Raw genomic sequence first — 23,147 nt, 5'->3', positions numbered from 1 at the left:
CCGGGATGCCGGTCCGGCTACCGGGGAGATAGAGCATGAGTAGAGCAGTTTCGAATCCGCGCCGCCGGTTTGTGCAGGGCCTGGCCACGGGCGGCGCGCTGGCCGGCATGGGTCTGTGGAGCCCGTCTTCTTGGGCGCAGGCCGGCGCCGCCCGGCAGAGCGTGCTGTCGGGCACCGAGTTCAACCTGGAGATCGGCGAGAGCCCCGCCAATTTCACTGGCGCTCCCCGCATCGCAACCACGGTCAACGGCATGCTGCCCGCGCCCACGCTGCGTTGGCGCGAAGGCGACCGCGTCACGCTGCGCGTCACCAACCGCCTGCGCGAAGACACCTCGATCCACTGGCACGGCATCATCCTGCCCACCGGCATGGACGGCGTTCCCGGCCTGAGCTTTCCCGGCATCGCGCCCGGCGAAACCTTCACGTACCAGTTCGACGTGGGGCAAAGCGGCACGTACTGGTATCACAGCCATTCCGGCTTCCAGGAACAAACGGGACTGTACGGCGCCATCGTCATCGACCCCAAGCGCCCGGACCCGGTGCGCGCGGACCGCGACTATGTGGTGCTGTTGTCCGACTGGACCGACGAGGATCCCATGAGCGTGTTCCGCAAGCTCAAGGTGATGCCCGACTACTACAACTACATCCAGCCCACCGTCGGCAGCCTGATCGACGACGCCGAAAAATCCGGCTGGAAGAATGCGCTGAACGAGCGGCTCATGTGGCAGAAGATGCGCATGAACCAGACCGACCTGGCCGACGTCTCGGGCGCAACCTATACCTTCCTTACCAACGGCAAATCGCCGGCCGGCAACTGGACCGGCCTGTTCCGTCCGGGCGAACGGATCCGCCTGCGCTTCATCAACGGGTCGGCCATGACCTACTTCGACGTGCGCATCCCCGGCCTGAAGATGACGGTGGTGGCCGCCGACGGCCTCGCCGTGCGGCCCGTGGAGGTGGAAGAGTTCCGCATCGCCGTGGCCGAGACCTATGACGTCATCGTCGAACCGCAGGACGAGCGCGCCTACACGATCTTTTCGCAGGCCATGGACCGCTCCGGCTATGCGCGCGGCACGCTGGCCCCGCGCGAGGGCATGCAGGCCGAGATCCCGGCGCTGGACCCGGTGCAGGTGCTGACCATGATGGACATGGGCATGGCGCACGACATGCCCGGTATGGACATGGGCGGCTCGCAAGCGGGGGGAATGGACCACGGCGCTCAGGGTGCAATGAACCATGGCGCTCAGGGCGGCATGAATCACGGCTCCATGGCCGGCATGGACCACGCCGGCATGGCAGGAATGGCAGGCATGAACCATGGCGCGGGCGGCAACGAAGGCGGCATGGTCGAGGTCAAGCATCCCTACCCCGCCGAGTACAGTCCCGCCAACTCCATGGTGCCTGACATCGTTTCGACCCGGCTGGACGATCCAGGCGTGGGCCTGCGCAACAACGGCCGCCGCGTGCTGACCTATGCGGACCTGCACTCCATGGTCGAACCCGCGGACAACCGCCCGCCGACTCGCGAGATCGAACTGCACCTGACCGGCAACATGGACCGCTACATGTGGTCGTTCAACGGGCTGAAGTTCACCGAGGCCAAGCCCATCGTGCTCAAGTATGGCGAGCGCGTGCGCTTCGTGCTGGTCAACGACACCATGATGACGCACCCCATCCACCTGCATGGCTTGTGGAGCGACCTCGAATCCGCCGACGGCAATTTCCAGGTGCGCAAGCACACGATCAGCCTGAACCCGGCGCAGCGCCTCACTTACCGCGTTAGCGCGGACGCGCGCGGCAACTGGGCCTATCACTGCCACTTGCTGTTCCACATGGAGGCCGGCATGTTCCGCGCGGTCGTCGTGGAATAGGGGGAATAATGAGAACAACGACATCCAGAATGCACTGGTCCGGGCTCGTCGCGGGCGCCGCCCTTCTTGCGGCCGCATCCGGACTGGCCCAGGCGCAGGCGCCGGCCGGAACGATGGACGGCATGGACCATGGCTCGATGCAAGGCATGGACCACAGTTCGATGCCTGGCATGAACCATGGATCGACGCAGGGTCAGAATCCGACCTCGACGAAGAGCATGGCCCCCGGTTCAATGAAAGGCATGGACCACGGCTCGATGCCGGGCATGGATCACAGTTCGATGCCGGGCATGGATCACGGCGCCATGCCCGGCATGGACGAATCCCCGCCCAAAGGCCCGCCGGTGGGATCCCTGCCCTCCAGCGACGGCAGCACGGAGCAGCGCTACGCCGCCTACCGCATCCATCCGCACATGATGGACAACGTCGTCACCAGCCATCTGCTGTTCGACAAGCTTGGCGTCGCCTACGACCGCAACGAACAGACCAGCCTGCAATGGGACGGCCAGTTCTGGATCGGCCGCGATCTGAACAAGCTGTGGATAAAAAGCGAAGGCGATCGCCTGAACGGCAGCACGGACGCCAAGATCGAAGCCTTCTGGAGCCACACGATCTCGCCGTTCTGGGACCTGCAACTCGGTGCGCGGCGCGATTTCGGCACGGGACCGAAGCGCAACTGGGCGGCGTTCGGCGTGCAAGGCGTGGCGCCCTACGGCATCGAAACCGAAATCACCGGCTACGTCGGCGGATCCGGCAGAACCGCGCTGGCGCTGAAGGCGGAATACGACCTGCTGCTCACGCAGCGCCTGATCCTGACGCCTGAAATCGAAGCCAGCCTGAACGGCAAGAATGACGAGGCGCGCGGCGTGGGTTCCGGGCTGTCGGACGCATCGTTCTCCTTGCGGCTGCGCTACGAGGTCACGCGCGAATTCGCCCCGTATGTCGGCGTGTCGTTCGGACGCAAGTTCGGCAAGACCGCCAGCTACGCCAGCGAAGCCGGAGAAAGCCGTTCCGAACGCGCGATCCTGGCCGGCGTGCGCATCTGGTTCTAAGTATCGCCGGCGCCGCAACTCGCGGCGCCGGCCAGAACTTTTTCAACTGCTACGCCCGCATCCGCGCGATCTGTGCTGAAACACGGCCGTTTCCGTCCGAACATTACAGGAATGTAAACCGCCAGCAATGTGACGGTCAGACGCGCCTCCCTATAGTGGCCCCTTTGTCCACACAGCGGCGGAGCGGCAATGCTTGAAGCGATGGATCTTGGTTGCATGCGCGCGGAGCGCCCGCTGTTCAAGCAACTGGCCTTGCAGGTGGCGCCCGGCGAATGCCTCTTCGTCCACGGACGCAACGGCAGCGGCAAGACCAGCCTGCTGCGCATTCTGGCGGGCTTGGCGCAGCCCGCTCGCGGCAAGGTGCTGTGGCAGGGACTCGGCATTTCGCAACTTGGCAGCAACTATCGCAGCCAGTTCTTCTATTTGGGGCATGCCGACGGCCTCAATGGTGAACTCAGCGCTATCCAGAATCTGCGGGCGCTACAGGCCGCAAGCGGACACGCGGAGCGTCCCGCGGCGATTGCCTCCGCGCTGCACGAGGCAGGACTCGACGACAAGCAGCATCTTCCTATCCGCACCCTGTCGGCTGGCCAGAGGCGGCGGGCGGCCCTCGCCCGCCTGCTTGCCGAATTCCGCCCCCTCTGGATTCTCGACGAACCCGTGACCGCCCTGGACGCCACCGCTCACGCGTGGCTGGCGCGCGCCATGGATCGCCATCTGCGCGATGGCGGCGCGATCGTGGCGACGAGCCATCAGGCGATCGCGCTGGACCATGCGCACAAGCAGATCCGGCTTGGCTCCTAGCGCATGAGTTCCATGCCGAAATTGCTCGCAGCCATTGCGCTGCGCGACCTGCGCATCGCCCAACGGCGCGCCAGCGACACGCTGACGCCGCTGGCCTTCTTCCTGGTGGCCGCCAGCCTGTTCCCCCTGGCTGTCGGCCCCGAGCCGGAAACGCTACGCGCCATTGCGCCAGGCGTGCTCTGGGTGACGGCCTTGCTGTCCTGCCTGATGTCGCTGGGCCGCCTGTTCGAGGCAGACCATCGCGACGGTTCACTGGAGCAGTTGATACTGTCCGCCGCGCCCTTGCCGGTGATCGTGCTGGGCAAGGTAGCGGCCCACTGGCTGCTGTCCGGTTTGCCGCTGACCTTGCTTGCGCCCGTGCTGGGCCTGCAATTCGGCCTGGATGCCGCCGCCCTTCTGATCCTGACGCTGGGCCTGGCCATCGGCACGCCCGCGCTTGGCCTGATCGGCGCCATAGGCGCGGCGCTCACCCTGACCGCGCGCGGCGGCGGCGCGCTGCTGGCCCTGCTGGTGCTGCCCCTCTTCATTCCCATTCTGGTATTCGGCGCGGGCGCTGTGCAGGCAGCGCAAAGCGGCCTGGGCGCGAATGCGCACCTGTCGCTGTTGGGCGCCGTGCTGGCCTTGTCCCTGTTCCTCGCGCCGCTGGGCGCGGCCGCCGCCCTACGCATCTCGCTTGAATGAGGAACCCATGATCCGCTGGTTTCACTATGCCTCGCCCAAGGCCTTCTATCCCCTGGCCGGAAAAGCAATCCCCTGGTTCGCCACGGCCGCGGTCCTGCTGGCCGCGGCCGGCCTCTATATCGGCTTTATCGCCGCGCCCGCCGATTTTCAGCAGGGCCAGGGCTACCGCATCATCTTCGTCCATGTCCCGGTCTCCTGGATGTCGATGTTCGTTTATCTGGTGATGGCGTTCTGGGCGTTGATCCACCTGGTTTTCAACAGCAGGCTGTCAGCCATGATGATCGCCGCGCTGGCGCCTACCGGCGCGTTGTTCACGTTTCTTTCGCTGTGGACCGGCGCGCTATGGGGCAAGCCCATGTGGGGCGCCTGGTGGGTCTGGGATGCGCGGCTGACTTCGGAATTGATCCTGCTTTTCCTGTACGCGGGCTATATCGCGTTGAGGGCCGCCATCGACGATCCGCAGCGTGCCGACCGCGCCGGATCGGTGCTGGTGCTGGCCGGCGTGGTCAACATTCCCATCATCTATTTCTCGGTGCAATGGTGGAGCACCTTGCATCAGGGCGCTTCGGTCTCGCTGACCGCCGCGCCCAGCATGGCCGGCATCATGCTCGCCGGCATGCTGCTGATGTCCCTGGCCGCGTGGATGTACAGCATCGCAACGGCGCTGGCGCGCCTGCGCTGCATCGTGCTCGAGCGCGAGCGGCACGCGGCCTGGATCCGCGAACAATGGAGTAGCGAATGATGCACTGGTCCAGTCTGGGCGAGTTCCTCGCCATGGGCGGTTATGCGGTTTACGTGTGGGGATCGCTGCTGATGACGGCGTTCCTGCTGGGCAGCGAACAGCTGCTGCTGGCGCGCCGCCGCCGCGCGATACTGGCGGGGCCGACCCCCGTTCAATGGCGGGAGGGCGGCGATGAGTAAGCGGACACGTCGCTTGTGGCTCGTCCTGGGCGGGCTGGCCTCGGTAGGCGTGGCCAGCGCGCTGGTGCTCAACGCCTTCCAGAGCAATCTGGTGTTCTTCTACACGCCCACCCAGGTCAGCAATAACGAAGCGCCGGCTGGACGCGCCTTCCGCGTGGGCGGCATGGTCGAAGGCGGCAGCGTGCAGCGCACGCCGGGCTCGCTCACCGTCCGTTTCGTCGTGACCGATACGGCCCACACCGTCCGCGTGGCCTATGAAGGCATCCTGCCGGACCTGTTCAGCGAAGGAAAGGGCGTCGTGGCGCAGGGCCGGCTGGACGGCGATGGCCTGTTCCGCGCCGACGAAGTGCTGGCCAAGCATGACGAGAACTACATGCCGCCCGAGGCGCAGCACGCGATCGATCAGGCCGTATCGCAGGCCGCACCGAAGACCGCCCCCCAGGAGGCCCGCTCCCGATGATTCCGGAACTCGCTCATTTCGCCCTGATCCTGACGCTGTTCGTGGCGCTGGTGCAAGGTGCGCTCGCGCTGCGCGGCGCGGCCCTGGACCGCGCGGACTGGATCGCCATTGCGCGGCCCGCCGCGCAGATCCAGTTCCTGCTGGTTTCGTTCAGCCTTGGGGCGCTGATCTGGTCTTTCGCGGCCAAGGACTATTCGGTGGCCTATGTGGCCTACAACTCGAACTCCCAATTGCCCTTGTTCTACCGCATCGCGGCGACCTGGGGCGGGCATGAAGGCTCGCTGCTGCTATGGATGTTCATGCAGACGGGCTGGGCCGGCGCGGTCAGCCTGTTTTCGCGGCAGTTGCCCGACGCCATGGTCGCGCGCGTGCTCGGCGTGCTGGGCCTGATCAGCGCGGGCTTCCTGCTGTTCGTGCTGCTGACGTCGAATCCGTTCGAACGCCTGGTCCCGGCCCCGGCTGACGGATTGGACCTGAACACGCTGCTGCAGGACATCGGCCTGATCTTCCACCCGCCGCTGCTGTACATGGGCTATGTCGGGTTCTCGGTGGCGTTTGCGTTCGCCATCGCCGCGCTGCTGTCGGGCAATCTGGACGCGGTCTGGGCCCGCTGGTCGCGCCCATGGACCACGGCGGCCTGGCTGTTCCTGACCCTGGGCATCGCGGTCGGCAGCTGGTGGGCCTACTACGAGCTGGGTTGGGGCGGCTGGTGGTTCTGGGACCCGGTGGAAAACGCCTCCTTCATCCCCTGGCTGGCCGGCACGGCGCTGATCCACTCGCTGGCCGTGACCGAAAAGCGCGGCAGCTTCAAGAGCTGGACCGTGCTGCTGGCGATCGGCACGTTTGCGCTGGCCTTGCTGGGCGCGTTCCTGGTGCGTTCGGGCGTGCTGACCTCGGTGCATGCGTTCGCGACGGACCCGGCGCGCGGCGTATTCATCCTGGCGCTGTTCACCGCCACGGTCGGCAGCTCTCTGTTCCTGTATGCCCTGCGCGCGCCCCGGATCGGCCACGGCGGCCAGTTCGCGTTCGTATCGCGCGAATCGCTATTGCTGGTCAACAACGTGCTGCTGGCGGTTGCCGCCGCGAGCGTGTTGCTGGGCACGCTATATCCGCTGCTCATCGACGCGCTGGGCCTGGGCAAGCTGTCGGTCGGACCACCCTACTTCAACGCGGTCTTCGTGCCGCTGATGGTGCCCGCGCTGCTGCTCATGGCGGTGGGGCCCATGGCCAACTGGAAATCGGCCGATGCTGGCAGCCTGCTCAAACGCCTGTCGATTCCCGCGGCGCTGGCCGTGCTGGCGGGCGTGGGCGTTCCCCTGCTCTTCGAGCGTTGGTCCGGGGGCACGGCGCTGGGGCTGGGACTGGCCGCGTGGTTGGCGACCGCCATCGCCGTGGACGTCGTCAAGCGCATCCGCGCGACCCGCGACCGCTGGTGGCGCCAGCCACGCAGCTGGCTGGGCATGCATCTGGCTCACCTGGGCGTGGCGGTGTTCGTCACGGGGGTTACGCTGGTGGGCAGCTACGAGACCGAACAGGATCTGCTGATGCAGCCCGGGCAAAGCGCGCCAGTGGCTTCGTATCGCGTCGAATTCAAGGGCGTGGCGCGCGTGCGCGGCCCGAACTACGAATCCGATATGGGAACCTTCGCGCTCTACCGCGGCGAAAAGCGCCTGCGCGACCTGCATCCAGAAAAGCGCACTTATGCGTCCTCGGCGCTGCCGATGACGGAGGCGGCCATCGCCGCCAACGGCCTGCGCCATGTCTACGTCGCCCTGGGCGAACCCATGGAGCAAGGCGCCTGGAGCGTGCGCCTGTACTACAAGCCGTTCGTCGACTGGATCTGGGGCGGCTGCATCCTCATGGCCCTGGGCGGGCTGCTGGCGATCAGCGATCCGCGCTACCGCCTGAAGCGCCGCGAGAAAAAACAGCCGCAACGCGCAGTACCGCAGGCGCCGGCGGAGGCCCGGCCATGAGCCGCTACATCTGGCCCCTGGCGGGCTTCGTGGTGCTGGTGTTCTTTCTAGGAATAGGCCTGACCCTAAACCCGTCCGAAGTGCCGTCGCCGCTGATCGACAAGCCCGCGCCCGCGTTTGCCCTGCCCGAACTGCATGAGCCCCAGAAGACCTTCACGCCTGAGAGCATGAAAGGCCGGGTATGGGTGCTGAACGTCTGGGCGTCCTGGTGCTATGCCTGCCTGACGGAACACCCCTACATCCAGGAGTTGTCGTCGCAGCACGGCGTGCCTGTCATAGGCTTGAACTACAAGGACATACGGGACGAAGCCATCGCCTGGCTGGTGCGCAACGGCGATTCCTACGAGGCGTCCGTGTCCGACACCGACGGCAAGGTCGGCATCGACTACGGCGTCTACGGCGTGCCGGAGACCTTCGTCATCGACCAGGCCGGGACCATCCGCTACAAGCACATCGGCCCGGTGACGCGCGAATCGCTGCGCGACACCCTGCTTCCGCTGATCCGGGGGCTGCAATGAAGATACTCCTGCGCGTATTCGCGCTATCGCTGGCGTTGGGCTACGGCGCGGGCGCCCAAGGCTCGACTGACGACCGCCGCGTCACCGAGATCGCCTCGGAACTGCGCTGCCTGGTCTGCCAGAACGAATCCATTGCCGCCTCGCGCGCCGACCTCGCCGTCGATCTGCGCCGCGAGATCCGTCAGCAGCTGGACGCCGGAAAATCCGAGGCCGACATCCTGGCCTATATGGAGGCCAGGTACGGCGACTTCATCCTCTACCGGCCGCGCCTGAAAGCCTCCACGCTGCTGCTCTGGTTCGGCCCCGCCGCGCTGCTGGCCGCCGGGCTGGCCGCGCTGGCCCTGACCTTGCGCCGGCGCAGGCTGCGCCAGCGCCGCCCCGCGCTGACGCCTGCCGAGCGCCGGACTGCCGACGCCCTGCTGGGCGTCGACGCTGAAAAAGGATCTGGAACATGACTCAGCTCTTCTATCTGTCGGCCGCGTTGATGGCCGCCGTCGTCACCCTATGGCTGATCGCCGCCCTGCGGCGTGCGCCCGCCGCCAGCGCCGCCAACAAGCGCCGGGCGGCGAACGTGGCGGTGCTGCGCGACCAGCTGCGCGAGCTGGAGCGGGACCGCGCCAACGGCATCCTCTCGCAAGACGCCTTCGCCGAAGCGCGCACCGAGCTACAGCGGCTGGCGCTGGAAGAAGCCGGCGAAACGCAAGACCGTGCCACGGCGACGAACCCCGGCCGGCTGCTGCCTGCGAGCCTGGCCCTCGCGCTGCCTCTGGCCGCCATAATTGCCTATGTGGCGCTGGGCAACCCCGCCGCCATCGCCCCGCCTCAGGCGCCTGTCGCACAACCCGAGGTCACCGCCGCCGACATCCGGGCCATGGTGGCCAAACTTGAGACCCGCCTGGCGAACAATCCCGACGACTATCAGGGGTGGCTGATGCTGGCCCGTTCCCACCGCTACTTCGGCCGGCACGCCGACGCGGTCCAGTCCTTTGCCCGGGCCGCGCCGGTGGTGGACAGCAACCCGGCAGCCCTGGCCGAGTACGCCGAATCGCTGGTGCTCAGCGCCAACCGGGGTTTCGGCGGACAGCCTGACCAGCTGTTGCGGCGCGCGTTGGACCTCAACCCCGAGGAGCCGCTGGCCCTGATGCTGGCGGGCGCAAGCCGCTTTGACCAGCGCGATTTCCCGGCGGCCATCGATTTCTGGCAACGCCTGCTGGCCAGGCTGCCTGCCGGCAGCGACATGGCGCGCACCGTCAATGAGGGCATCACGCTGGCCCGCCAGCGCCAGCGCGAAGGCGCTGCGCCATGATCGCGGCGGCCCGTCATGCTTGACCTGTCCCTCATCGGCTTGGCCACCGCTTTCATCGCGGGGACCGCATCGTTTCTGTCGCCTTGCGTGCTGCCGCTGGTGCCAGGCTATCTGTCTTACATCGCGGGCGGATCCGGCGCGTCCGCGGATGATGGCCGTGCGCTGCGCTGGCGCATGCTGGGGCTGGCGGCCTGCTTCGTCGCCGGCTTCTCTACTGTCTTTGTCATCTTCGGGGCCAGCGTCACGGCGCTGAGCCGCCTGCTGCTGTCCTACCGCTACGAACTGAACCTGGCCGCAGGCGCCATCATCGCGCTGGCGGGCTTGATGTTGCTGGGCGTCCTGCGCCTGCCCGCCTGGGCGCAGCGCTACTACCGGTTCGATCCGGCGGGCCAGGGCAGCCCCGGCAGCGCCGCGATCCTGGGCGCCGCGTTCGGATTCGGCTGGACGCCTTGCATCGGCCCGATCCTGGCCGGCATCCTGGCGCTGGGCGCGGCCTCGGCCAGTGTGGGCCAGGGCGTGGCCCTGCTGGGCGTCTACGCACTGGGACTGGGCGTCCCCTTTTTAGCGGCAGCCTGGTTCATGAGCCCCTTCCTGCGCCGCATGCAGGGCCTGCAACGCGCCGGCCGGATCCTGCGAATCCTGACCGGGCTGATCCTGATCGTGATGGGCTGGGCCATCGCCACCGGCCAATTGGCCCGTTTCGCCATCTGGATGCTGCTGACCTTCCCCGCCTTGGGCAGACTGGGCTGAGCCAGGTCAAAACTCGTCCGATCAAACGCTTGACCTTGACATCATTGGAATCTTTATAGTGACACCCATCAGCAGGAAATTCCAAGTTTTCAAGGAGCGGATATGAGTGCCATCCCAGCAGACAGCGTCGCGGTCAGCCTGCCTATCGAAGGCATGACCTGCGCCTCGTGCGTGGGCCGGGTCGAAAAGGCCTTGAAGGCCGTGCCGGGCGTCAACCAGGCCAGCGTCAACCTGGCGACCGAACGCGCCGACATCACGTTTGCAGGGGCGCCGGACGTCGCCGCCGCCGTGCAGGCGGTGCAGAAGGCGGGTTACGCCGTCGCCGAAACCACGATCGAACTGTCGGTCACCGGCATGACCTGCGCCTCCTGCGTGGGCCGCGTCGAAAAAGCCCTGAAGGCGGTGCCCGGCGTCAGCGCCGCCAGCGTCAACCTCGCCACCGAACGCGCCAGCATCACCGCGGCCGGTGGCGTGCCCGCCAGCGCCCTGATCCAGGCGGTGGCCAAGGCCGGCTACGAAGCGAAGCCCCTGGCCGCCGAAGCCAGCGACACCGACGCCGTGGCCGAACGCCAGGCCGCCGAGCTGAAGTCACTGAAGCGCGCGCTGACCGTCGCCACGATCTTCGCGCTGCCGGTGTTCATACTGGAAATGGGCGCGCACATCGTGCCGGCGTTCCACCACGTCATCGCCGAAACCATCGGCACGCAGAACAGCTGGTACCTGCAATTCGTGCTGGCCAGCATCGTGCTGTTCGGCCCCGGCCTGCGCTTCTTCAAGAAAGGTATCCCCGCGCTGCTGCGCGGCGCGCCCGACATGAACTCGCTGGTGGCGGTGGGCACGTCCGCCGCCTATGCCTATTCGGTGGTCGCCACCTTCGCGGCCGCACTGCTGCCCGCCGGCACCGTCAACGTCTATTACGAGGCCGCCGCGGTCATCGTGGCGCTGATCCTGCTGGGCCGCTACATGGAGGCACGCGCCAAGGGCAATACGTCCGAGGCCATCAAGCGCCTGCTCGGCCTGCAGGCCAAGACCGCGCGCGTCGTGCGCAACGGCGCGACGCTGGAACTCGCCATCGAGGAAGTGGTGGCGGGCGACCTGATCGAAGTCCGCCCCGGCGAACGCATCCCGGTGGATGGCGAGGTGGTGGAAGGCAACAGCTTCATCGACGAGTCCATGATCAGCGGCGAACCCGTGCCCGTCGAAAAGCAGCCCGGCTCCGAAGTGGTCGGCGGCACCGTCAACCAGAACGGCGCGCTGACGTTCCGCGCCACCAAGGTCGGCGGCGACACGCTGCTGGCGCAGATCATCCGCATGGTCGAACAGGCGCAAGGCTCCAAGCTGCCGATCCAGGCCCTGGTGGACCGCATCACCATGTGGTTCGTGCCTGCCGTCATGGCGGCGGCCGTCGTGACCTTCATCATCTGGCTGACGTTCGGCCCCGAACCCGCCCTGACCTTCGCGCTGGTCAATGCCGTGGCCGTGCTGATCATCGCCTGCCCCTGCGCCATGGGCCTGGCCACGCCGACCTCCATCATGGTGGGCACGGGCCGCGCCGCGCAGATGGGCGTGCTGTTCCGCAAGGGCGAAGCGCTGCAATCGTTGAAGGACGCGCAGGTCGTGGCCGTGGACAAGACCGGCACGCTGACCAAGGGCCGTCCCGAGCTGACCGACCTGATCGTTGCACAGGGCTTCGACCGCGCTGCGGTGCTGGGCAAGGTTGCCACCGTCGAGGCCAAGTCGGAACACCCGATCGCCCAAGCCATCGTGGATGCGGCGCGCGCCGAGAACATTGCGCTGGGCTCGATTTCGCAATTCGAATCGATCACCGGCTTTGGCGTCAGCGCCCGGGTCGACGGCGACCTGGTCGAGATCGGCGCCGACCGCTTCATGCGCGAACTGGGCCTGAGCGTCGAGTCCTTCGGTTCGGACGCCGCGCGCCTGGGCGACGAAGGCAAGACGCCGCTGTACGCCGCCATCAACGGCCAGCTGGCCGCCATGATCGCCGTGGCTGACCCCATCAAGGAAACCACGGCCGCCGCGATCCGCGCCCTGCATGACCTGGGTCTGAAGGTCGCGATGATCACCGGCGACAACCGCCGCACCGGCGAGGCCATCGCCCGCCAGCTCGGCATCGACGAAGTCGTCGCCGAAGTGCTGCCCGACGGCAAGGTCGCGGCGGTGCAGCGCCTGAAGCAGCAGTACGGTCCCATCGCCTACGTGGGCGACGGCATCAACGATGCGCCGGCCCTGGCCGAAGCGGACGTGGGCCTGGCCATCGGCACCGGCACGGACATCGCCATCGAAGCCGCCGACGTGGTGCTGATGTCGGGAGACCTGGGCGGCGTGCCCAACGCCATCGCGCTGTCCAAGGCCACCATCCGCAACATCAAGCAGAACCTGTTCTGGGCGTTTGCCTACAACGTGGCGCTGATCCCGGTAGCGGCAGGCTTGCTGTATCCGATCAACGGCAGCCTGCTGTCTCCGGTGTTCGCGGCGGGCGCGATGGCCTTGTCCAGCGTGTTCGTGCTGAGCAACGCGTTGCGGCTGCGCCGCTTCGCCGCGCCCTTCCCGGCCCGCGGCTGAGCGGGGCTTCCCGGCAGCCGCCGGGAAGCGCTCTTCCCGAAGGTTCTACTGCTTCGGCGCGCTGGCCACCAGCGCGCCGAATTTCTTGTCCAGCTCCGCCAGCGCATCGTTGATGTGGGCGCGGCGCGCCTTGATCCAGGCGTCCTGCTCAGCCAGCTGCGCGCGCGCTTCCTTCAGCATGCGCTCCATTTCCGCCGGCTGCGGACCGCCCGAAGTGGCGCGGTTCTTGACGATGGCCACGGGATCCAGCGTGGAGCGGAACTCCGCCTCGCTCATCGGCAGTTCGTTGCCGTACTTCGAGTCCTTCATGGCGTCCGCATAGATACGGCGCGCCTGCTCATACGGGAAGTCCAGCGGCTTGATGTTGTTGGCCTTGGCGTAGCTGACGACCTCGGACGCAAAGTGGTGGCCGTCGCGGAACGGCAGCTTGTACTTGCGCATCAGCACGTCGGCCAGTTCCTGCGAGGCCGTCCAGTCGCTGTTCAGTTCTTCCAGCGCGCGGTCGGGGCTGAGGACCATGGCCTTCAACACCCGGTCCCAGCGCTTGAGCGCCGAAATCCCGGCATCCACCATGGCGGAATTCTGCTTCACGTCCTTCGGATCGCTCATGCCTGGCGTGATGTTGTGCGTCTGCACCACCGGCCCCATGGCCAGCGTCACGGCCGTGGAGGCATCGCTGCGGGTATCGTTGAGCAGGCCGGGATTGCGCTTCTGCGGCATGGCGCTGGACACGTAGGTGTTGCCGCCCCCCTCTTCCAGCAGGATCCAGGGACGCGGCTGGGCGTACTGGGTCATTACGTCCTCGACGAAATTGCCCGTGCGCAGCGCAATGCTGGTGACGATGGAGGCGACTTCCACCGGCTGATCCATGGACGAGATCTGCGAGGCGTCATAGGCGTTGTCCACCAGTGCGGCGAAGCCCAGGTACTGCGCCATGCGCTTGCGGTCCAGCGGCCAGCTGGTGCCGTTGAGCACCGTCGTGCCCATCGGCGAACGGTCGATGCGCACGTAGGCCTCACGGATGCGCTGGGCGTCGCGGGCCAGGCCGGCGGCCTGCCCCAGCAGATAGTGCCCATAGCTGTTAGGCTGCGCCGCCACGCCATTGGTGTAGTTCGGCACGATGGTAGCTGCATGCTTGCCCGCCAGTTCCACCAGCGTGGTGGAGGTGGCGTTCAGCTGGGCCGCCAGGTCCAGCAGCTTGTCGCGCAGGATGGCGCTGCGGTAGGTCGCGTGCATGTCCTGGCTGGAGCGCCCCGCGTGCAGCAGCGTCACATCCTCGCCCGCCGCCTTGATCAGCAGCGGCTCGAAGGTGATGACGCTGGCCGGGCGCTTGGCGCCCGGCTGGTTGCCGTCGTTGATCACCTTGGCCACGCCGGCCGCCAGTCGCGGCGCCATGGACTTGTCCAGCAGCCCCTCGTCCGTGTTGATGACGGCAGTGGCCTTGTTGATCTCGCCCAGCCAGAAGAACGGATCGCGCGGCACGGAGGCCGCGGGCTGGGCTTGCTGGGCCGATGCCTGCGCGCCGAGCGTCAAGGCAAGCGCGGCGCTCAGGGCGGGAAGTAGATGTCTCATGGCTGTCTCGTTAGGATGGCGAGCGGCCAGTGTATCGGCGGGCCTGACGGGGGGAAATGGCGGATTTCACCGAGCCAGGCGGGATTTCCTGACGATTTCCTTTAACATACCGCGCAAAAACCACGACATTCGCCCATGCCCCGTCCGAATCTGACCAACGCCGAAACCCTGTGCCAGATCGCCAAGCTGGGCAGCTTCCGCGCCGCGGCCGAACGGCTGTACACTTCCCAACCCGCCGTCTCGGCGCGCATGAAAGAGCTGGAGCAGTCGCTGGGCTTTCCGCTCTTCGAAAAGCGCGGCCGCCGGCTGGAACTGACGGTGCCCGCGCGCCGCTTCGTCGAACGCGTGGAACCGCTGCTGCTGGCGGTGGAAGACGCCTTCACCGACGCGGAGGCCGTCAACAATGCGGCCGGCACGGTGCGCATCGGCATGGGCGAGATTTCCATGACCTGGTTTTCACGCGTGGTGCCCGAGCTGCGCCGCGCCCTGCCGCGCGTTTCCTACGAGATCGAGCTGGACCTGGCGATCAAGCTGCAGGAGCACCTGACGTCCGGCGCGCTGGACATTGCCATCATGGCCAATCATCTGCGCGACGACCAGTTCATCTGCGAATCGCTGGGCACGACCCGCATGTCGTGGATGGTCTCGTCCCGGCTGCTCAGCGACGCGGAAGGCAAGCCCCGCAGCATGCAATCGCTACTGCAAACCGAGCCGCTGTGGTGCGTATCGCGTCCGTCGGGCTTCTTTGGCCCGGCGCAGGACGAGTTGCGCGACATGGGCGCCAACCTGGACAACATCTGCAGCTGCAATCGCCTGAACAGCCTGATCGAAGTCGTCGAGGCGGGCGGCGGCATCGCGCAGCTGCCGGAAATGATGGTGGCCGAACAAGTTCGCGCCGGCACCCTGGTGCTGGTGGACCCGGCGCTGACGCCGCTGACGCTGGAGTTCACCATCGCCATCCACCGCAACCAGGGCCAGTCCGTCGTCCATCAGGTCGCCGATGCCCTTGCCCGGCTGGGCAAGGCGGCTACCGGCCACGCCTGAGAACTCGCGGCCGCGTTCAGGCGTCGAGCAGCGCGCGCTTCTGCACCTTGCCGCTGGCGTTGCGCGGCAGCTCAGCCATGAACTGCACGTGCTCGGGCACCTTGAAGTACGCCAGCCGCCCGGCGCAATAGGTCTTGATGGCATCCGCATCCGCCTGGTGCCCTGCGTGCAGCACGACGAAAGCCTTGACCGACTGGTCGCGAACCGGATCGGGTATGCCCACCACGGCCACGTCGCGCACGGCCGGATGCCCCATCAGGGCCTCTTCCACTTCCGCGGCCGAGATGTTCTCGCCGGCCCGCTTGATCACCTCCTTCTTGCGGCCGAAGAAAAAGAAGTTGCCCTTGGCGTCCTGGTAGCCGAGATCCCCCGTGTGCAGCCAGCCGCCCTCGAACACGGCCTGCGTCGCAGCCGGGTCGCGGTAGTAGCCCAGGGTCAGCGTGCGCCCAGGACGTCCGCGCACCACGATCTCGCCCACTGCGCCTGCGGCGACCGGCCGGTTGTCGTCGTCGACTACGAACACTTCGCGGTCGGGCGTGGCGCGCCCGATGGACGGATAGGCGGACGGCGATGCATGCGGCTGCAAGGTGATGTAGAGCATGGTCTCCGACTGCCCATAGCCATTGCGCAGCGGGATGCGGAAACGCTCGATGAACGCCGCGATCTCGGCTTCCGAAATATTGATGGCATAGCCCGCGTACCGCACCTGATGCGCCGTATCGAAAGGCGTGGGCGGCTGGTTCAACAAGGTTCGGCACAGCATGCCGGACAGGCTGCAGATCGTGATGCGGTGTTCGATGAGCTGGCGCAGGTAGCGCGTGGCGCTATAGCGTTCCCCGATCACCGCGGTGGCGCCCGCGGTCAGGCAGGACAGCACGGTTTCCTGGCAGTTGGCGTGGAACAGCGGCTTGTTGTTGAACACGCGGTCAGCGCGGCCGATGCCGCTGTTGGCTGCGCCCGCCTGGCCACACCAGAGCAGATTGGCGTGGGTGAGCATCACGCCCTTGGGCCGCGCCGACGTACCCGAGGTGTACAGGATCTGTGCAAGGTCGTCGCTGCACAGCTCGGGAGCCCGGTAATCCGCGGATTCCGCAGCCAGCGCACCGCTCAATCCTTCCTGCCCCAGGCTGCCGCGCGCCACCGGCACGATATCCGGCGCCTGGTCCATCCCGGCGCACACTTCGCGAACCAGCGCTTCATGCGCAGGCTCGACCAGCGCCAGCGCGGGCTGGCAATGCTCAAGCTGATAGGCCACTTCCGGCGCAGTGAGATGGATGTTGCCCGCCACGATGACGGCGCCCGCCAGCATCAGGCCCATCCACAGCGGCACGTACTCCGCCGTGTTGCCCATGAATACGAATACGCGGTCGCCCGGCTTCACGCCGCGCGCCTGCAAGCCCGCGGCAAATGCGCGGGCCGCTTCGCGTAATTGGATGAAACTCAACTGGCTGATGTCGCCGTTGTGGTACTCATGCACGATCGCCAGCTTATGCCCGTGGCACAGCGCCTGTTCATCGAGCAAATCCGTGATCCCGCGGTTTCCTGCAGCGTCCATCCAGCCTCCGGCTATTCTGATTTTTCAAGGGCGCGCCGGCTCCTTGCCGCCGCGCCCATGGGTAGGAAAATCAGTATAGGTAGCGGAATTTCGCCGCACTAGCTAAACGTTTTTATGCATATCCATCAAGGTTTTTCATGCCTGCCGGCATGGCCGAATGATTGATGGAATTTATGCGTTTCCATCAAAACGTTTGCTTAGTCGACAGCGGCTGGAAAACCTATACTCCGTTTGAAAGAGGCCACGCAGCAGAGGCGCCGGCCAGACCAAGAAGAATGCAAAACCGGAGGAGCTGCCGTGCAAGAGGCACCGATCAAGGACCAGGTTTCGGCCGAGGAATGGGCAGTGCGCGTGGATCTCGCCGCGGCCTACAACCTGGCTGTCGAAATGCGCATGACCGACCACATCTATACGCATATCTCGGCCCGGGTTCCCGGCGCCCAGCCGCACTTCCTGATCAATGCCTACGGCCTGATGTTCAACGAGATCACCGCCTCCAACCTGGTCAAGGTGGACATCGACGGCGGCATCCTGCTGGACCAGACCGGCCTGGGCATCAACCCCGCCGGCTTCGTCATCCATAGCGCCATCCATCGCGTCCGCCACGACGCGGCCTGCGTCATGCATACGCATACCGCGGCCGGCATCGCGGTGTCCGCGCAAGAGGCTGGCCTGCTCATGATTTCGCAGCATGCCATGCGCTTTCACAACCGCATCGGCTATCACGACTACGAAGGCGTCGCGCTCGACATGGACGAGCAGCAGCGCCTGATCGCCGATCTCGGCTCCCACAGCGCGATGATCCTGCGCAATCACGGCCTGCTGGTCTGCGGCGCCAGCGTGCCAGACGCCTTCGACGCCATGTTCTATCTGGAGCGCGCCTGCCAGGCGCAGGTCGCGGCGCTGGCCGGCGGCCTGCCGCTGGTTGTGCCCGGAGCCGAAGTTGCCGAGAAGGTCGGCCGCCAGTTCGACCGTCTGGACCGCCCGTCCCGCCACAAGCACTGGCCCCCCCTGCTCCGGCTGCTGCAACGCATCCGGCCCGAATACCAGGAATAGCGGCAACCGCGCCGCCATCCCGGCGGCCCTTTTTTCGCAGAGTAGAAATGAAAGATGCTCATCAATGCCGCGTCGCGGTATATGGTGCGGGCGCGATCGGCTGTCTGCTCGCCGCGCGCCTGGCCCAGGCAGGTTGCGAGGTGACCATGATCGCCCGCGGAAAGACGCTGGCCGCCCTGCGCCAGCACGGCGTCGGCTTGACGGTCGACGGCGTCACGCGCCACTACCCGGTGCGCGCCACCGACGAACCGCGCCAGGTGCGCGACGCGGACTACCTGATTCTTGCGGTCAAGCAACAGGCGCTGGACGATATCTCCGCGCACCTGGCGCCGATGCTCGCGCCGCAGGGCGCCGTGGTGCCGGCCGTAAACGGCATCCCCTGGTGGTATCTGCCCACGCTGGCCAGCCCCCTGGGCGACACGCCGCTGCAATCGGTGGATGGCCGCGGCGCCCTCAGGCGAGCGCTGCCTTTGGAGCGGGTGCTGGGCGCCGTGGTGTACATCGCGGCGAACGCCACCGCGCCTGGCATCGCGGCCCAGAACGCCCGCAACAATCTCATCCTCGGCGAACCGGACGGCTCCATGTCTGCGCGGGCCAATCGGCTCGCCGGGCTGTTGCAAGCTTCAGGCCTGCAATGCGAGGTCAGCGGCGACATCCACCAAGCCATCTGGATCAAGGCGATGGGCAACGCCACCTTCAACCCCTTGAGCGTGCTGGCCCGCGCCACCATGGAAGCCATGGTCCAGGATCCATATCTCGGAAAACTGGCGCGCGCCATGCTCGGCGAGTACCTGGCGCTGGGCCAGGCGCTCGGGCTCGAGCTGCCGGTCACCGTGGAACAACGCATGCAGGCAGCCGCCAGCGCCGGCGCCGCCCAGACCTCGATGCTGCAGGACGCGCTGCAAGGCAAGCCACTGGAAACCGACGCCCTGGTGGGCGCCATGATCGAGATCGCAGCAAAGCTGAACCTGGACATGCCCCACGCCAACACGGTCTGGGGCCTGATCCGGCACCGGAGCCTCAGCGCAGGCTCCATCTGAACGCCACACCTAGAAAACCACAGGAGACAAACCCATGAAATGGCTATCGCATTGCCTGGCCGCAACCCTGATCTGCACGGGCGCAGCCGCCCACGCCCAGGACTATCCCAACAAGCCCATCAACATCGTGGTGCCCTTCACGCCGGGCGGCGTCACCGACGTGATGACCCGACAGGTCGCGGCCAAGTTGCAGGCGGATCTGGGGCAGCCGGTGGTGGTGGTCAACAAGCCCGGCGCCGGCACCATGATCGCCTCGGCCTACGTGGCCAAGGCGCCGGCCGACGGCTACACGCTGTTGATGGCGGCATCGTCCCTGGGCATCGCTCCCAGCCTGTACAAGAACACCGCGAACTACGACCCGGTCAAGGACTTCCAGCCCGTTTCGCTCATCGCCAGCGTGCCGCACGTACTGGTGACGGGCAAGCAGGTGCAGGCGTCCAGCGTCAAGGAACTGATCGCCGCGCTCAAGAAGGACGGCAAGTCGGCGACCTTCGCCTCTTCCGGCAACGGCACGTCCAACCACCTGGAGGGCGAGCTGTTCGCCGCGCTGACCGGTCTGAAGATGACCCACATCCCCTACAAGGGCAGCGTTCCGGCGTTGACCTCCCTGGCTGGCGGCGAAGTCGACATGCTGTTCGTGGACATCGCGGCCGCCCAGCCTTTCCTCGATAGCGGCAAGGTACGGCCGCTCGCCGTCACCACCAAGACGCGGTCCTCGGTGCTGCCCGACCTGCCCACGGTCGAGGAGTCCGGCCTGCCCGGCTACGACGCCATGCCCTGGCTGGGCATTGTGGCCCCGGCCGGCACGCCGTCCGCGGTCGTCGAAAGGCTGCAGGCATCCCTGCAGAAGATGAAGACGGCGCCCGACGTGCAGGAGCAGTTCAAGAAAATGGGCCTGGACGCCCTGTTCACCAAGCCGGGCGATTTCGGCGCCTTCATCGTCAGCGACAGCGCCAAATGGGCCGAGCTGATCAAGAAGTCCGGCGCAACCGCCGAGTAGGCCGCAACCCCACCCCCCACGCCACTCCTGGAAGGACCCTTACATGCATCGCGATACCCCGGCTCCGGCAACACCGTTCGGCAACGACGTGTGGGAGGCCACGCTCAAGCGCGCGCTGGCCAGCGCCAACATCCCCACCTTGCTCATGGTGCTGGTGCACCTGACGGGCGACACGCAATGGCTGTCCGAGCGCTACCAGTGCTCGCGCATTCGCGGCCTGGAAGACAACGACCCTGGCGGGTTGCCGGACGCCGTGCAGGAAGAGATCCGCGAGGCCGCGTACTCGGCCATCCTGCTGACCCGCCGCGGCCAGCAGCCCAAGCTGCCGGCGCCTGCGCATGAACAGCTGGTCGCCATGCTGCGCACCAGCATCGGGGAAGATGTGCCCGACTCGTACGGCCCCATGATCGCCGCCTGGCTGGGCCTGGACCCGGACTTCGCGCTGGAGCAACACGATGCGTTCCAGGTGCCGCAAGGCTATCGGGTGCTGGTCATCGGCGCCGGCGTTGCAGGCCTGTGCGCCGCGATCCGCCTGCAAGGCGCGGGCATTCCGTATGTGGTGATCGAGAAGAACGCCGAAGTCGGCGGCACCTGGTACGAGAACCGCTACCCTGGCGCGGGCGTGGACACCCCTAACCACATCTACTCGTACTCGTTCGCCAAGCACGACTGGTCCCGCTACTTCGCCCTGCAAGGCGAGATCCAGGGCTATTTCGAAAGCGTCGCCGACCAGCATTGCGTGCGCCCCAACATCCGCTTCAACACGCGCGTGGAGTCCGCCCGCTACGACGAAGACGCGCTGTGCTGGAACATACGCACGGTCGGGCAGGACGGCCAGGTCCAGGACTATGTGGCGGACATCCTCATTAGCGCGGTGGGCCTGCTGAACGTGCCCAAGCTGCCCCCCATACCCGGCCTGGAGAGTTTCAAGGGCCCCTGCTTCCATACGGCCAACTGGCCGGAAGGCCTGGACCTGCGCGGCAAGAACGTGGGCATCATCGGCAACGGCGCCAGCTCCATGCAGGTCGTTCCCGCAATCGCCGACCAGGTCCGCTCCCTGACCGTGTTCCAGCGCTCCAAGCAATGGGCCGCGCCCTTCGAGAAATTCCAGAAGCCAGTGCCGGAGGACGTCCGCTTCCTGCTGCGCGAGGTGCCGTACTACCAGGAGTGGTATCGCCAACGGCTAGCCTGGATCTTCAACGACCGGGTCCACGCGACGCTGCAGATCGATCCGCAATGGCCGCACCCCGAGCGCGCCATCAATCAGATCAACGATAGGCACCGCGAACACTTCACCAGCTACATCAAGGCGGAACTCGGCGACCGCCAGGACCTGCTGCCGGACGTTCTGCCCGACTACCCGCCCTTCGGCAAACGCATGCTGATGGACAACGGCTGGTTCCGAACCATGGCCCGGGACCATGTCGAGCTGGTCACGGGCGGCATCGCCCGGGTCACGGAAAACGCGGTGGTGAGCGACAACGGCCGGGCGCACGAACTGGACGTGCTGGTGGTCGCCACCGGTTTCGACGCGATCAACCTGTTGTCCTCGTTCAAGCTCTATGGCCGCGGCGGGCGCTCGATCCGCGAAGCCTGGGACGAAAAAGGGGCCGAGGCCTTCATGGGCGTCGCGGCGCCGGGCTTCCCCAACCTGTTCATCCTGGCCGGCCCCAACACCGCCCTGGGCCACGGCGGCAGCGTCGTCGCCCTGCTGGAGACCCAGGTGCGCTATGTCATGGGCCTATTGCAGCAAGGTCTGGACAAGGCCGGCGGACGCTTCGAGATCGAAGTCCGCAAGGATCGGCACGACGCCTATAACGCCCGCGTCCAGGCCGCCCATGACCGCATGATCTGGACCCACAAGGGCATGAGCAACTGGTACCGAAATGCGCATGGCAAGGTAGTGGCGCCCACCCCCTTCCGCAACGACGACTACTGGCACATGCTGCGCAAGACGGACATGGGCGACTACCACTACCGTCCGGCGTCCGGCGCAACCGATACCGAGTCGGCCGCCGCTACCCGCGTCGAGATTGCCTGAATGCCGCACCCGCAGAAGAAGCGCTGCCTGGTACTGGGCTGCGGCGGCGTGACCGGGCTGGCCTGGGAGATCGGCGTCCTGGCGGGCCTGGCGCGCCAGGGCGTCGACCTCACCGCGGCGGACCTGTTCATCGGTTGCTCCGCAGGCTCCGTCGCCGGCGCGCAGCTGGCGCTGGGCCTCCCGCCCATGCAGCTGCTGGCGACGCAACTGGGAGGGACGGGCGCCGAACAATATCGTCCGTACTCGCAACAAGCCGCCGACGAAAAGAACCGCGAGCTGTTCGCCAAAGTGGGCGCGGACCTGCAACAGGCGCGCCGGCGCATCGGCGCCTACGCGCAGCGTTCCGCTACGCCCACACTGGCCGAACGCCGCGCCATCATCGCCGCGCGCCTGGGTGCAAGCGACTGGCCCACCCGTCCATTGCTTGTGATCGCGGTCGATACGGCCACCGGCGAAGCGCGTGGTTTCAGCGCCGCCGACCAGGTCGATTTCGTCGATGCCATCGCCGCCAGCTGCGCCGTGCCGGGCGCCTGGCCGGCCGTGCCCATCGGCGGCGCGACCTACATGGACGGCGGCATCCGCTCCATGACCAATGCCGATATGGCGGCCGGCTATCAGCAGGTCGTGGTGCTGGCGCCGCTGGGTTATCGGGAAGGGAATCCGGTCAGCGGCCATCTGCGGCGCGAACTGCAGGCCCTGCGCGACGCCGGCAACGAGGTCCATGCCGTGCTGCCGGACGCGACCAGCGAACAGGCCATCGGCGACAACGTGCTGGACCCAGCGCGCCGCGCCGACGCCGCCGAGGCCGGGCTGCGCCAGGCATCCGCGCTTGCGCAAACCCTGCGGCAAGCGTGGCGCTGAGCCTGTCCCGCACTCCGCCCAGCGCTGTTCCCGTCAGGAAAGCGGTCTGCCCACTTTCA

Annotated in this window: 21 protein-coding genes; 19 read left to right on the top strand and 2 right to left on the bottom strand. The window is 66.8% G+C overall.

The features are described 5' to 3' along the window. The first annotated feature begins 35 nt into the window (after window positions 1-35). The 13 genes from IB268_RS04320 to IB268_RS04260 all read left to right on the top strand — a co-directional run bounded on the left by IB268_RS04320 (window position 36) and on the right by IB268_RS04260 (window position 12,919). Window positions 36-1,871 carry a copper resistance system multicopper oxidase gene (locus IB268_RS04320; RefSeq protein ID WP_192329421.1) on the top strand — a complete coding sequence of 612 codons (1,836 nt, stop codon included), beginning with the start codon at window positions 36-38 and terminating at the stop codon, window positions 1,869-1,871. 218 nt (window positions 1,872-2,089) lie between these two features. Then, window positions 2,090-2,923: a copper resistance protein B gene (locus IB268_RS04315; RefSeq protein WP_225591326.1), complete on the top strand. Its 834-nt coding sequence runs from the start codon at window positions 2,090-2,092 to the stop codon at window positions 2,921-2,923. A 189-nt stretch (window positions 2,924-3,112) separates the two neighbouring features. Next, the gene (gene ccmA / locus IB268_RS04310; RefSeq protein ID WP_054452093.1) at window positions 3,113-3,727 is read left to right on the top strand and encodes a cytochrome c biogenesis heme-transporting ATPase CcmA; all 615 of its coding nucleotides are present in this window, start codon (window positions 3,113-3,115) and stop codon (window positions 3,725-3,727) included. Between the two features lie 12 nt (window positions 3,728-3,739). Beyond that, window positions 3,740-4,408 carry a heme exporter protein CcmB gene (gene ccmB / locus IB268_RS04305; protein ID WP_175212656.1) on the top strand — a complete coding sequence of 223 codons (669 nt, stop codon included), beginning with the start codon at window positions 3,740-3,742 and terminating at the stop codon, window positions 4,406-4,408. A 7-nt stretch (window positions 4,409-4,415) separates the two neighbouring features. Further along, the gene (ccmC, locus tag IB268_RS04300) at window positions 4,416-5,150 is read left to right on the top strand and encodes a heme ABC transporter permease CcmC (protein ID WP_192353882.1); all 735 of its coding nucleotides are present in this window, start codon (window positions 4,416-4,418) and stop codon (window positions 5,148-5,150) included. Next, on the top strand, window positions 5,147-5,329 hold the full coding sequence (gene ccmD, locus IB268_RS04295; RefSeq protein WP_370540005.1) for a heme exporter protein CcmD: 183 nt from the start codon (window positions 5,147-5,149) through the stop codon (window positions 5,327-5,329). The genes ccmC and ccmD overlap by 4 nt, the downstream gene beginning before the upstream one ends. Beyond that, a complete protein-coding gene (gene ccmE, locus IB268_RS04290; RefSeq protein WP_175212657.1) occupies window positions 5,322-5,789 on the top strand; it encodes a cytochrome c maturation protein CcmE in 468 nt (155 codons plus the stop codon). The genes ccmD and ccmE overlap by 8 nt, the downstream gene beginning before the upstream one ends. After that, window positions 5,786-7,762, top strand: coding sequence for a heme lyase CcmF/NrfE family subunit (locus IB268_RS04285; protein WP_192353881.1), 1,977 nt, complete (start codon window positions 5,786-5,788; stop codon window positions 7,760-7,762). The genes ccmE and IB268_RS04285 overlap by 4 nt, the downstream gene beginning before the upstream one ends. Continuing rightward, the gene (locus IB268_RS04280) at window positions 7,759-8,280 is read left to right on the top strand and encodes a DsbE family thiol:disulfide interchange protein (RefSeq protein ID WP_192353880.1); all 522 of its coding nucleotides are present in this window, start codon (window positions 7,759-7,761) and stop codon (window positions 8,278-8,280) included. Before IB268_RS04285 ends, IB268_RS04280 begins: the two co-directional genes overlap by 4 nt. Continuing rightward, the gene (locus tag IB268_RS04275) at window positions 8,277-8,735 is read left to right on the top strand and encodes a cytochrome c-type biogenesis protein (RefSeq protein ID WP_082400815.1); all 459 of its coding nucleotides are present in this window, start codon (window positions 8,277-8,279) and stop codon (window positions 8,733-8,735) included. Before IB268_RS04280 ends, IB268_RS04275 begins: the two co-directional genes overlap by 4 nt. Continuing rightward, entirely contained in the window at window positions 8,732-9,586 is an 855-nt protein-coding gene (gene ccmI, locus IB268_RS04270) for a c-type cytochrome biogenesis protein CcmI (RefSeq protein ID WP_125472242.1), read from the top strand. The genes IB268_RS04275 and ccmI overlap by 4 nt, the downstream gene beginning before the upstream one ends. A gap of 15 nt (window positions 9,587-9,601) precedes the next feature. Next, complete coding sequence (locus IB268_RS04265; RefSeq protein ID WP_054452098.1) at window positions 9,602-10,336, top strand: cytochrome c biogenesis CcdA family protein; 735 nt, start codon at window positions 9,602-9,604, stop codon at window positions 10,334-10,336. Window positions 10,337-10,438: 102 nt separating this feature from the next. Further along, the gene (locus IB268_RS04260; protein ID WP_192353879.1) at window positions 10,439-12,919 is read left to right on the top strand and encodes a heavy metal translocating P-type ATPase; all 2,481 of its coding nucleotides are present in this window, start codon (window positions 10,439-10,441) and stop codon (window positions 12,917-12,919) included. Between the two features lie 45 nt (window positions 12,920-12,964). On the opposite strand, the gene IB268_RS04255 is transcribed toward IB268_RS04260, so the two are convergent. Then, window positions 12,965-14,491 carry an argininosuccinate lyase gene (locus tag IB268_RS04255; protein WP_054452100.1) on the bottom strand — a complete coding sequence of 509 codons (1,527 nt, stop codon included), beginning with the start codon at window positions 14,489-14,491 and terminating at the stop codon, window positions 12,965-12,967. A gap of 135 nt (window positions 14,492-14,626) precedes the next feature. Between IB268_RS04255 and IB268_RS04250 the strand changes: the two genes are divergently transcribed. Next, the gene (locus IB268_RS04250; protein WP_192353878.1) at window positions 14,627-15,535 is read left to right on the top strand and encodes a LysR family transcriptional regulator; all 909 of its coding nucleotides are present in this window, start codon (window positions 14,627-14,629) and stop codon (window positions 15,533-15,535) included. 16 nt (window positions 15,536-15,551) lie between these two features. Here IB268_RS04250 and IB268_RS04245 read toward each other — a convergent pair whose 3' ends face one another. Beyond that, a complete protein-coding gene (locus IB268_RS04245; protein ID WP_192353877.1) occupies window positions 15,552-17,090 on the bottom strand; it encodes a class I adenylate-forming enzyme family protein in 1,539 nt (512 codons plus the stop codon). A gap of 297 nt (window positions 17,091-17,387) precedes the next feature. On the opposite strand from IB268_RS04245, the gene IB268_RS04240 reads away from it, so the two are divergent. The 5 genes from IB268_RS04240 to IB268_RS04220 are packed head-to-tail and all read left to right on the top strand — an operon-like array spanning window position 17,388 to window position 23,088. Further along, entirely contained in the window at window positions 17,388-18,146 is a 759-nt protein-coding gene (locus tag IB268_RS04240; RefSeq protein ID WP_175212662.1) for a class II aldolase/adducin family protein, read from the top strand. 47 nt (window positions 18,147-18,193) lie between these two features. Continuing rightward, on the top strand, window positions 18,194-19,186 hold the full coding sequence (locus tag IB268_RS04235) for a ketopantoate reductase family protein (RefSeq protein WP_192353876.1): 993 nt from the start codon (window positions 18,194-18,196) through the stop codon (window positions 19,184-19,186). 34 nt (window positions 19,187-19,220) lie between these two features. Beyond that, window positions 19,221-20,186, top strand: coding sequence for a tripartite tricarboxylate transporter substrate binding protein (locus IB268_RS04230; protein WP_054452105.1), 966 nt, complete (start codon window positions 19,221-19,223; stop codon window positions 20,184-20,186). Window positions 20,187-20,229: 43 nt separating this feature from the next. Beyond that, complete coding sequence (locus tag IB268_RS04225) at window positions 20,230-22,227, top strand: NAD(P)/FAD-dependent oxidoreductase (protein ID WP_192353875.1); 1,998 nt, start codon at window positions 20,230-20,232, stop codon at window positions 22,225-22,227. Further along, window positions 22,228-23,088 carry a patatin-like phospholipase family protein gene (locus IB268_RS04220; protein WP_192353874.1) on the top strand — a complete coding sequence of 287 codons (861 nt, stop codon included), beginning with the start codon at window positions 22,228-22,230 and terminating at the stop codon, window positions 23,086-23,088. It abuts the gene before it with no gap. Window positions 23,089-23,147 lie beyond the last annotated feature (59 nt).

Source organism: Achromobacter sp. ACM01 (genome assembly GCF_014851745.1).
GTDB lineage: Bacteria > Pseudomonadota > Gammaproteobacteria > Burkholderiales > Burkholderiaceae_B > Achromobacter > Achromobacter aegrifaciens.
This window is presented reverse-complemented; position numbering and strand designations above follow the sequence as displayed.

Bases quoted from the DNA above. Each gene is read 5' to 3' on its own strand.
- IB268_RS04320 (WP_192329421.1), top strand. From the start codon at position 36: ATGAGTAGAGCAGTTTCGAATCCGCGCCGCCGGTTTGTGCAGGGCCTG.
- IB268_RS04315 (WP_225591326.1), top strand. From the start codon at position 2,090: ATGGCCCCCGGTTCAATGAAAGGCATGGACCACGGCTCGATGCCGGGC.
- ccmA (WP_054452093.1), top strand. From the start codon at position 3,113: ATGCTTGAAGCGATGGATCTTGGTTGCATGCGCGCGGAGCGCCCGCTG.
- ccmB (WP_175212656.1), top strand. From the start codon at position 3,740: ATGCCGAAATTGCTCGCAGCCATTGCGCTGCGCGACCTGCGCATCGCC.
- ccmC (WP_192353882.1), top strand. From the start codon at position 4,416: ATGATCCGCTGGTTTCACTATGCCTCGCCCAAGGCCTTCTATCCCCTG.
- ccmD (WP_370540005.1), top strand. From the start codon at position 5,147: ATGATGCACTGGTCCAGTCTGGGCGAGTTCCTCGCCATGGGCGGTTAT.
- ccmE (WP_175212657.1), top strand. From the start codon at position 5,322: ATGAGTAAGCGGACACGTCGCTTGTGGCTCGTCCTGGGCGGGCTGGCC.
- IB268_RS04285 (WP_192353881.1), top strand. From the start codon at position 5,786: ATGATTCCGGAACTCGCTCATTTCGCCCTGATCCTGACGCTGTTCGTG.
- IB268_RS04280 (WP_192353880.1), top strand. From the start codon at position 7,759: ATGAGCCGCTACATCTGGCCCCTGGCGGGCTTCGTGGTGCTGGTGTTC.
- IB268_RS04275 (WP_082400815.1), top strand. From the start codon at position 8,277: ATGAAGATACTCCTGCGCGTATTCGCGCTATCGCTGGCGTTGGGCTAC.
- ccmI (WP_125472242.1), top strand. From the start codon at position 8,732: ATGACTCAGCTCTTCTATCTGTCGGCCGCGTTGATGGCCGCCGTCGTC.
- IB268_RS04265 (WP_054452098.1), top strand. From the start codon at position 9,602: ATGCTTGACCTGTCCCTCATCGGCTTGGCCACCGCTTTCATCGCGGGG.
- IB268_RS04260 (WP_192353879.1), top strand. From the start codon at position 10,439: ATGAGTGCCATCCCAGCAGACAGCGTCGCGGTCAGCCTGCCTATCGAA.
- IB268_RS04255 (WP_054452100.1), bottom strand. From the start codon at position 14,491: ATGAGACATCTACTTCCCGCCCTGAGCGCCGCGCTTGCCTTGACGCTC.
- IB268_RS04250 (WP_192353878.1), top strand. From the start codon at position 14,627: ATGCCCCGTCCGAATCTGACCAACGCCGAAACCCTGTGCCAGATCGCC.
- IB268_RS04245 (WP_192353877.1), bottom strand. From the start codon at position 17,090: ATGGACGCTGCAGGAAACCGCGGGATCACGGATTTGCTCGATGAACAG.
- IB268_RS04235 (WP_192353876.1), top strand. From the start codon at position 18,194: ATGAAAGATGCTCATCAATGCCGCGTCGCGGTATATGGTGCGGGCGCG.
- IB268_RS04230 (WP_054452105.1), top strand. From the start codon at position 19,221: ATGAAATGGCTATCGCATTGCCTGGCCGCAACCCTGATCTGCACGGGC.
- IB268_RS04225 (WP_192353875.1), top strand. From the start codon at position 20,230: ATGCATCGCGATACCCCGGCTCCGGCAACACCGTTCGGCAACGACGTG.
- IB268_RS04220 (WP_192353874.1), top strand. From the start codon at position 22,228: ATGCCGCACCCGCAGAAGAAGCGCTGCCTGGTACTGGGCTGCGGCGGC.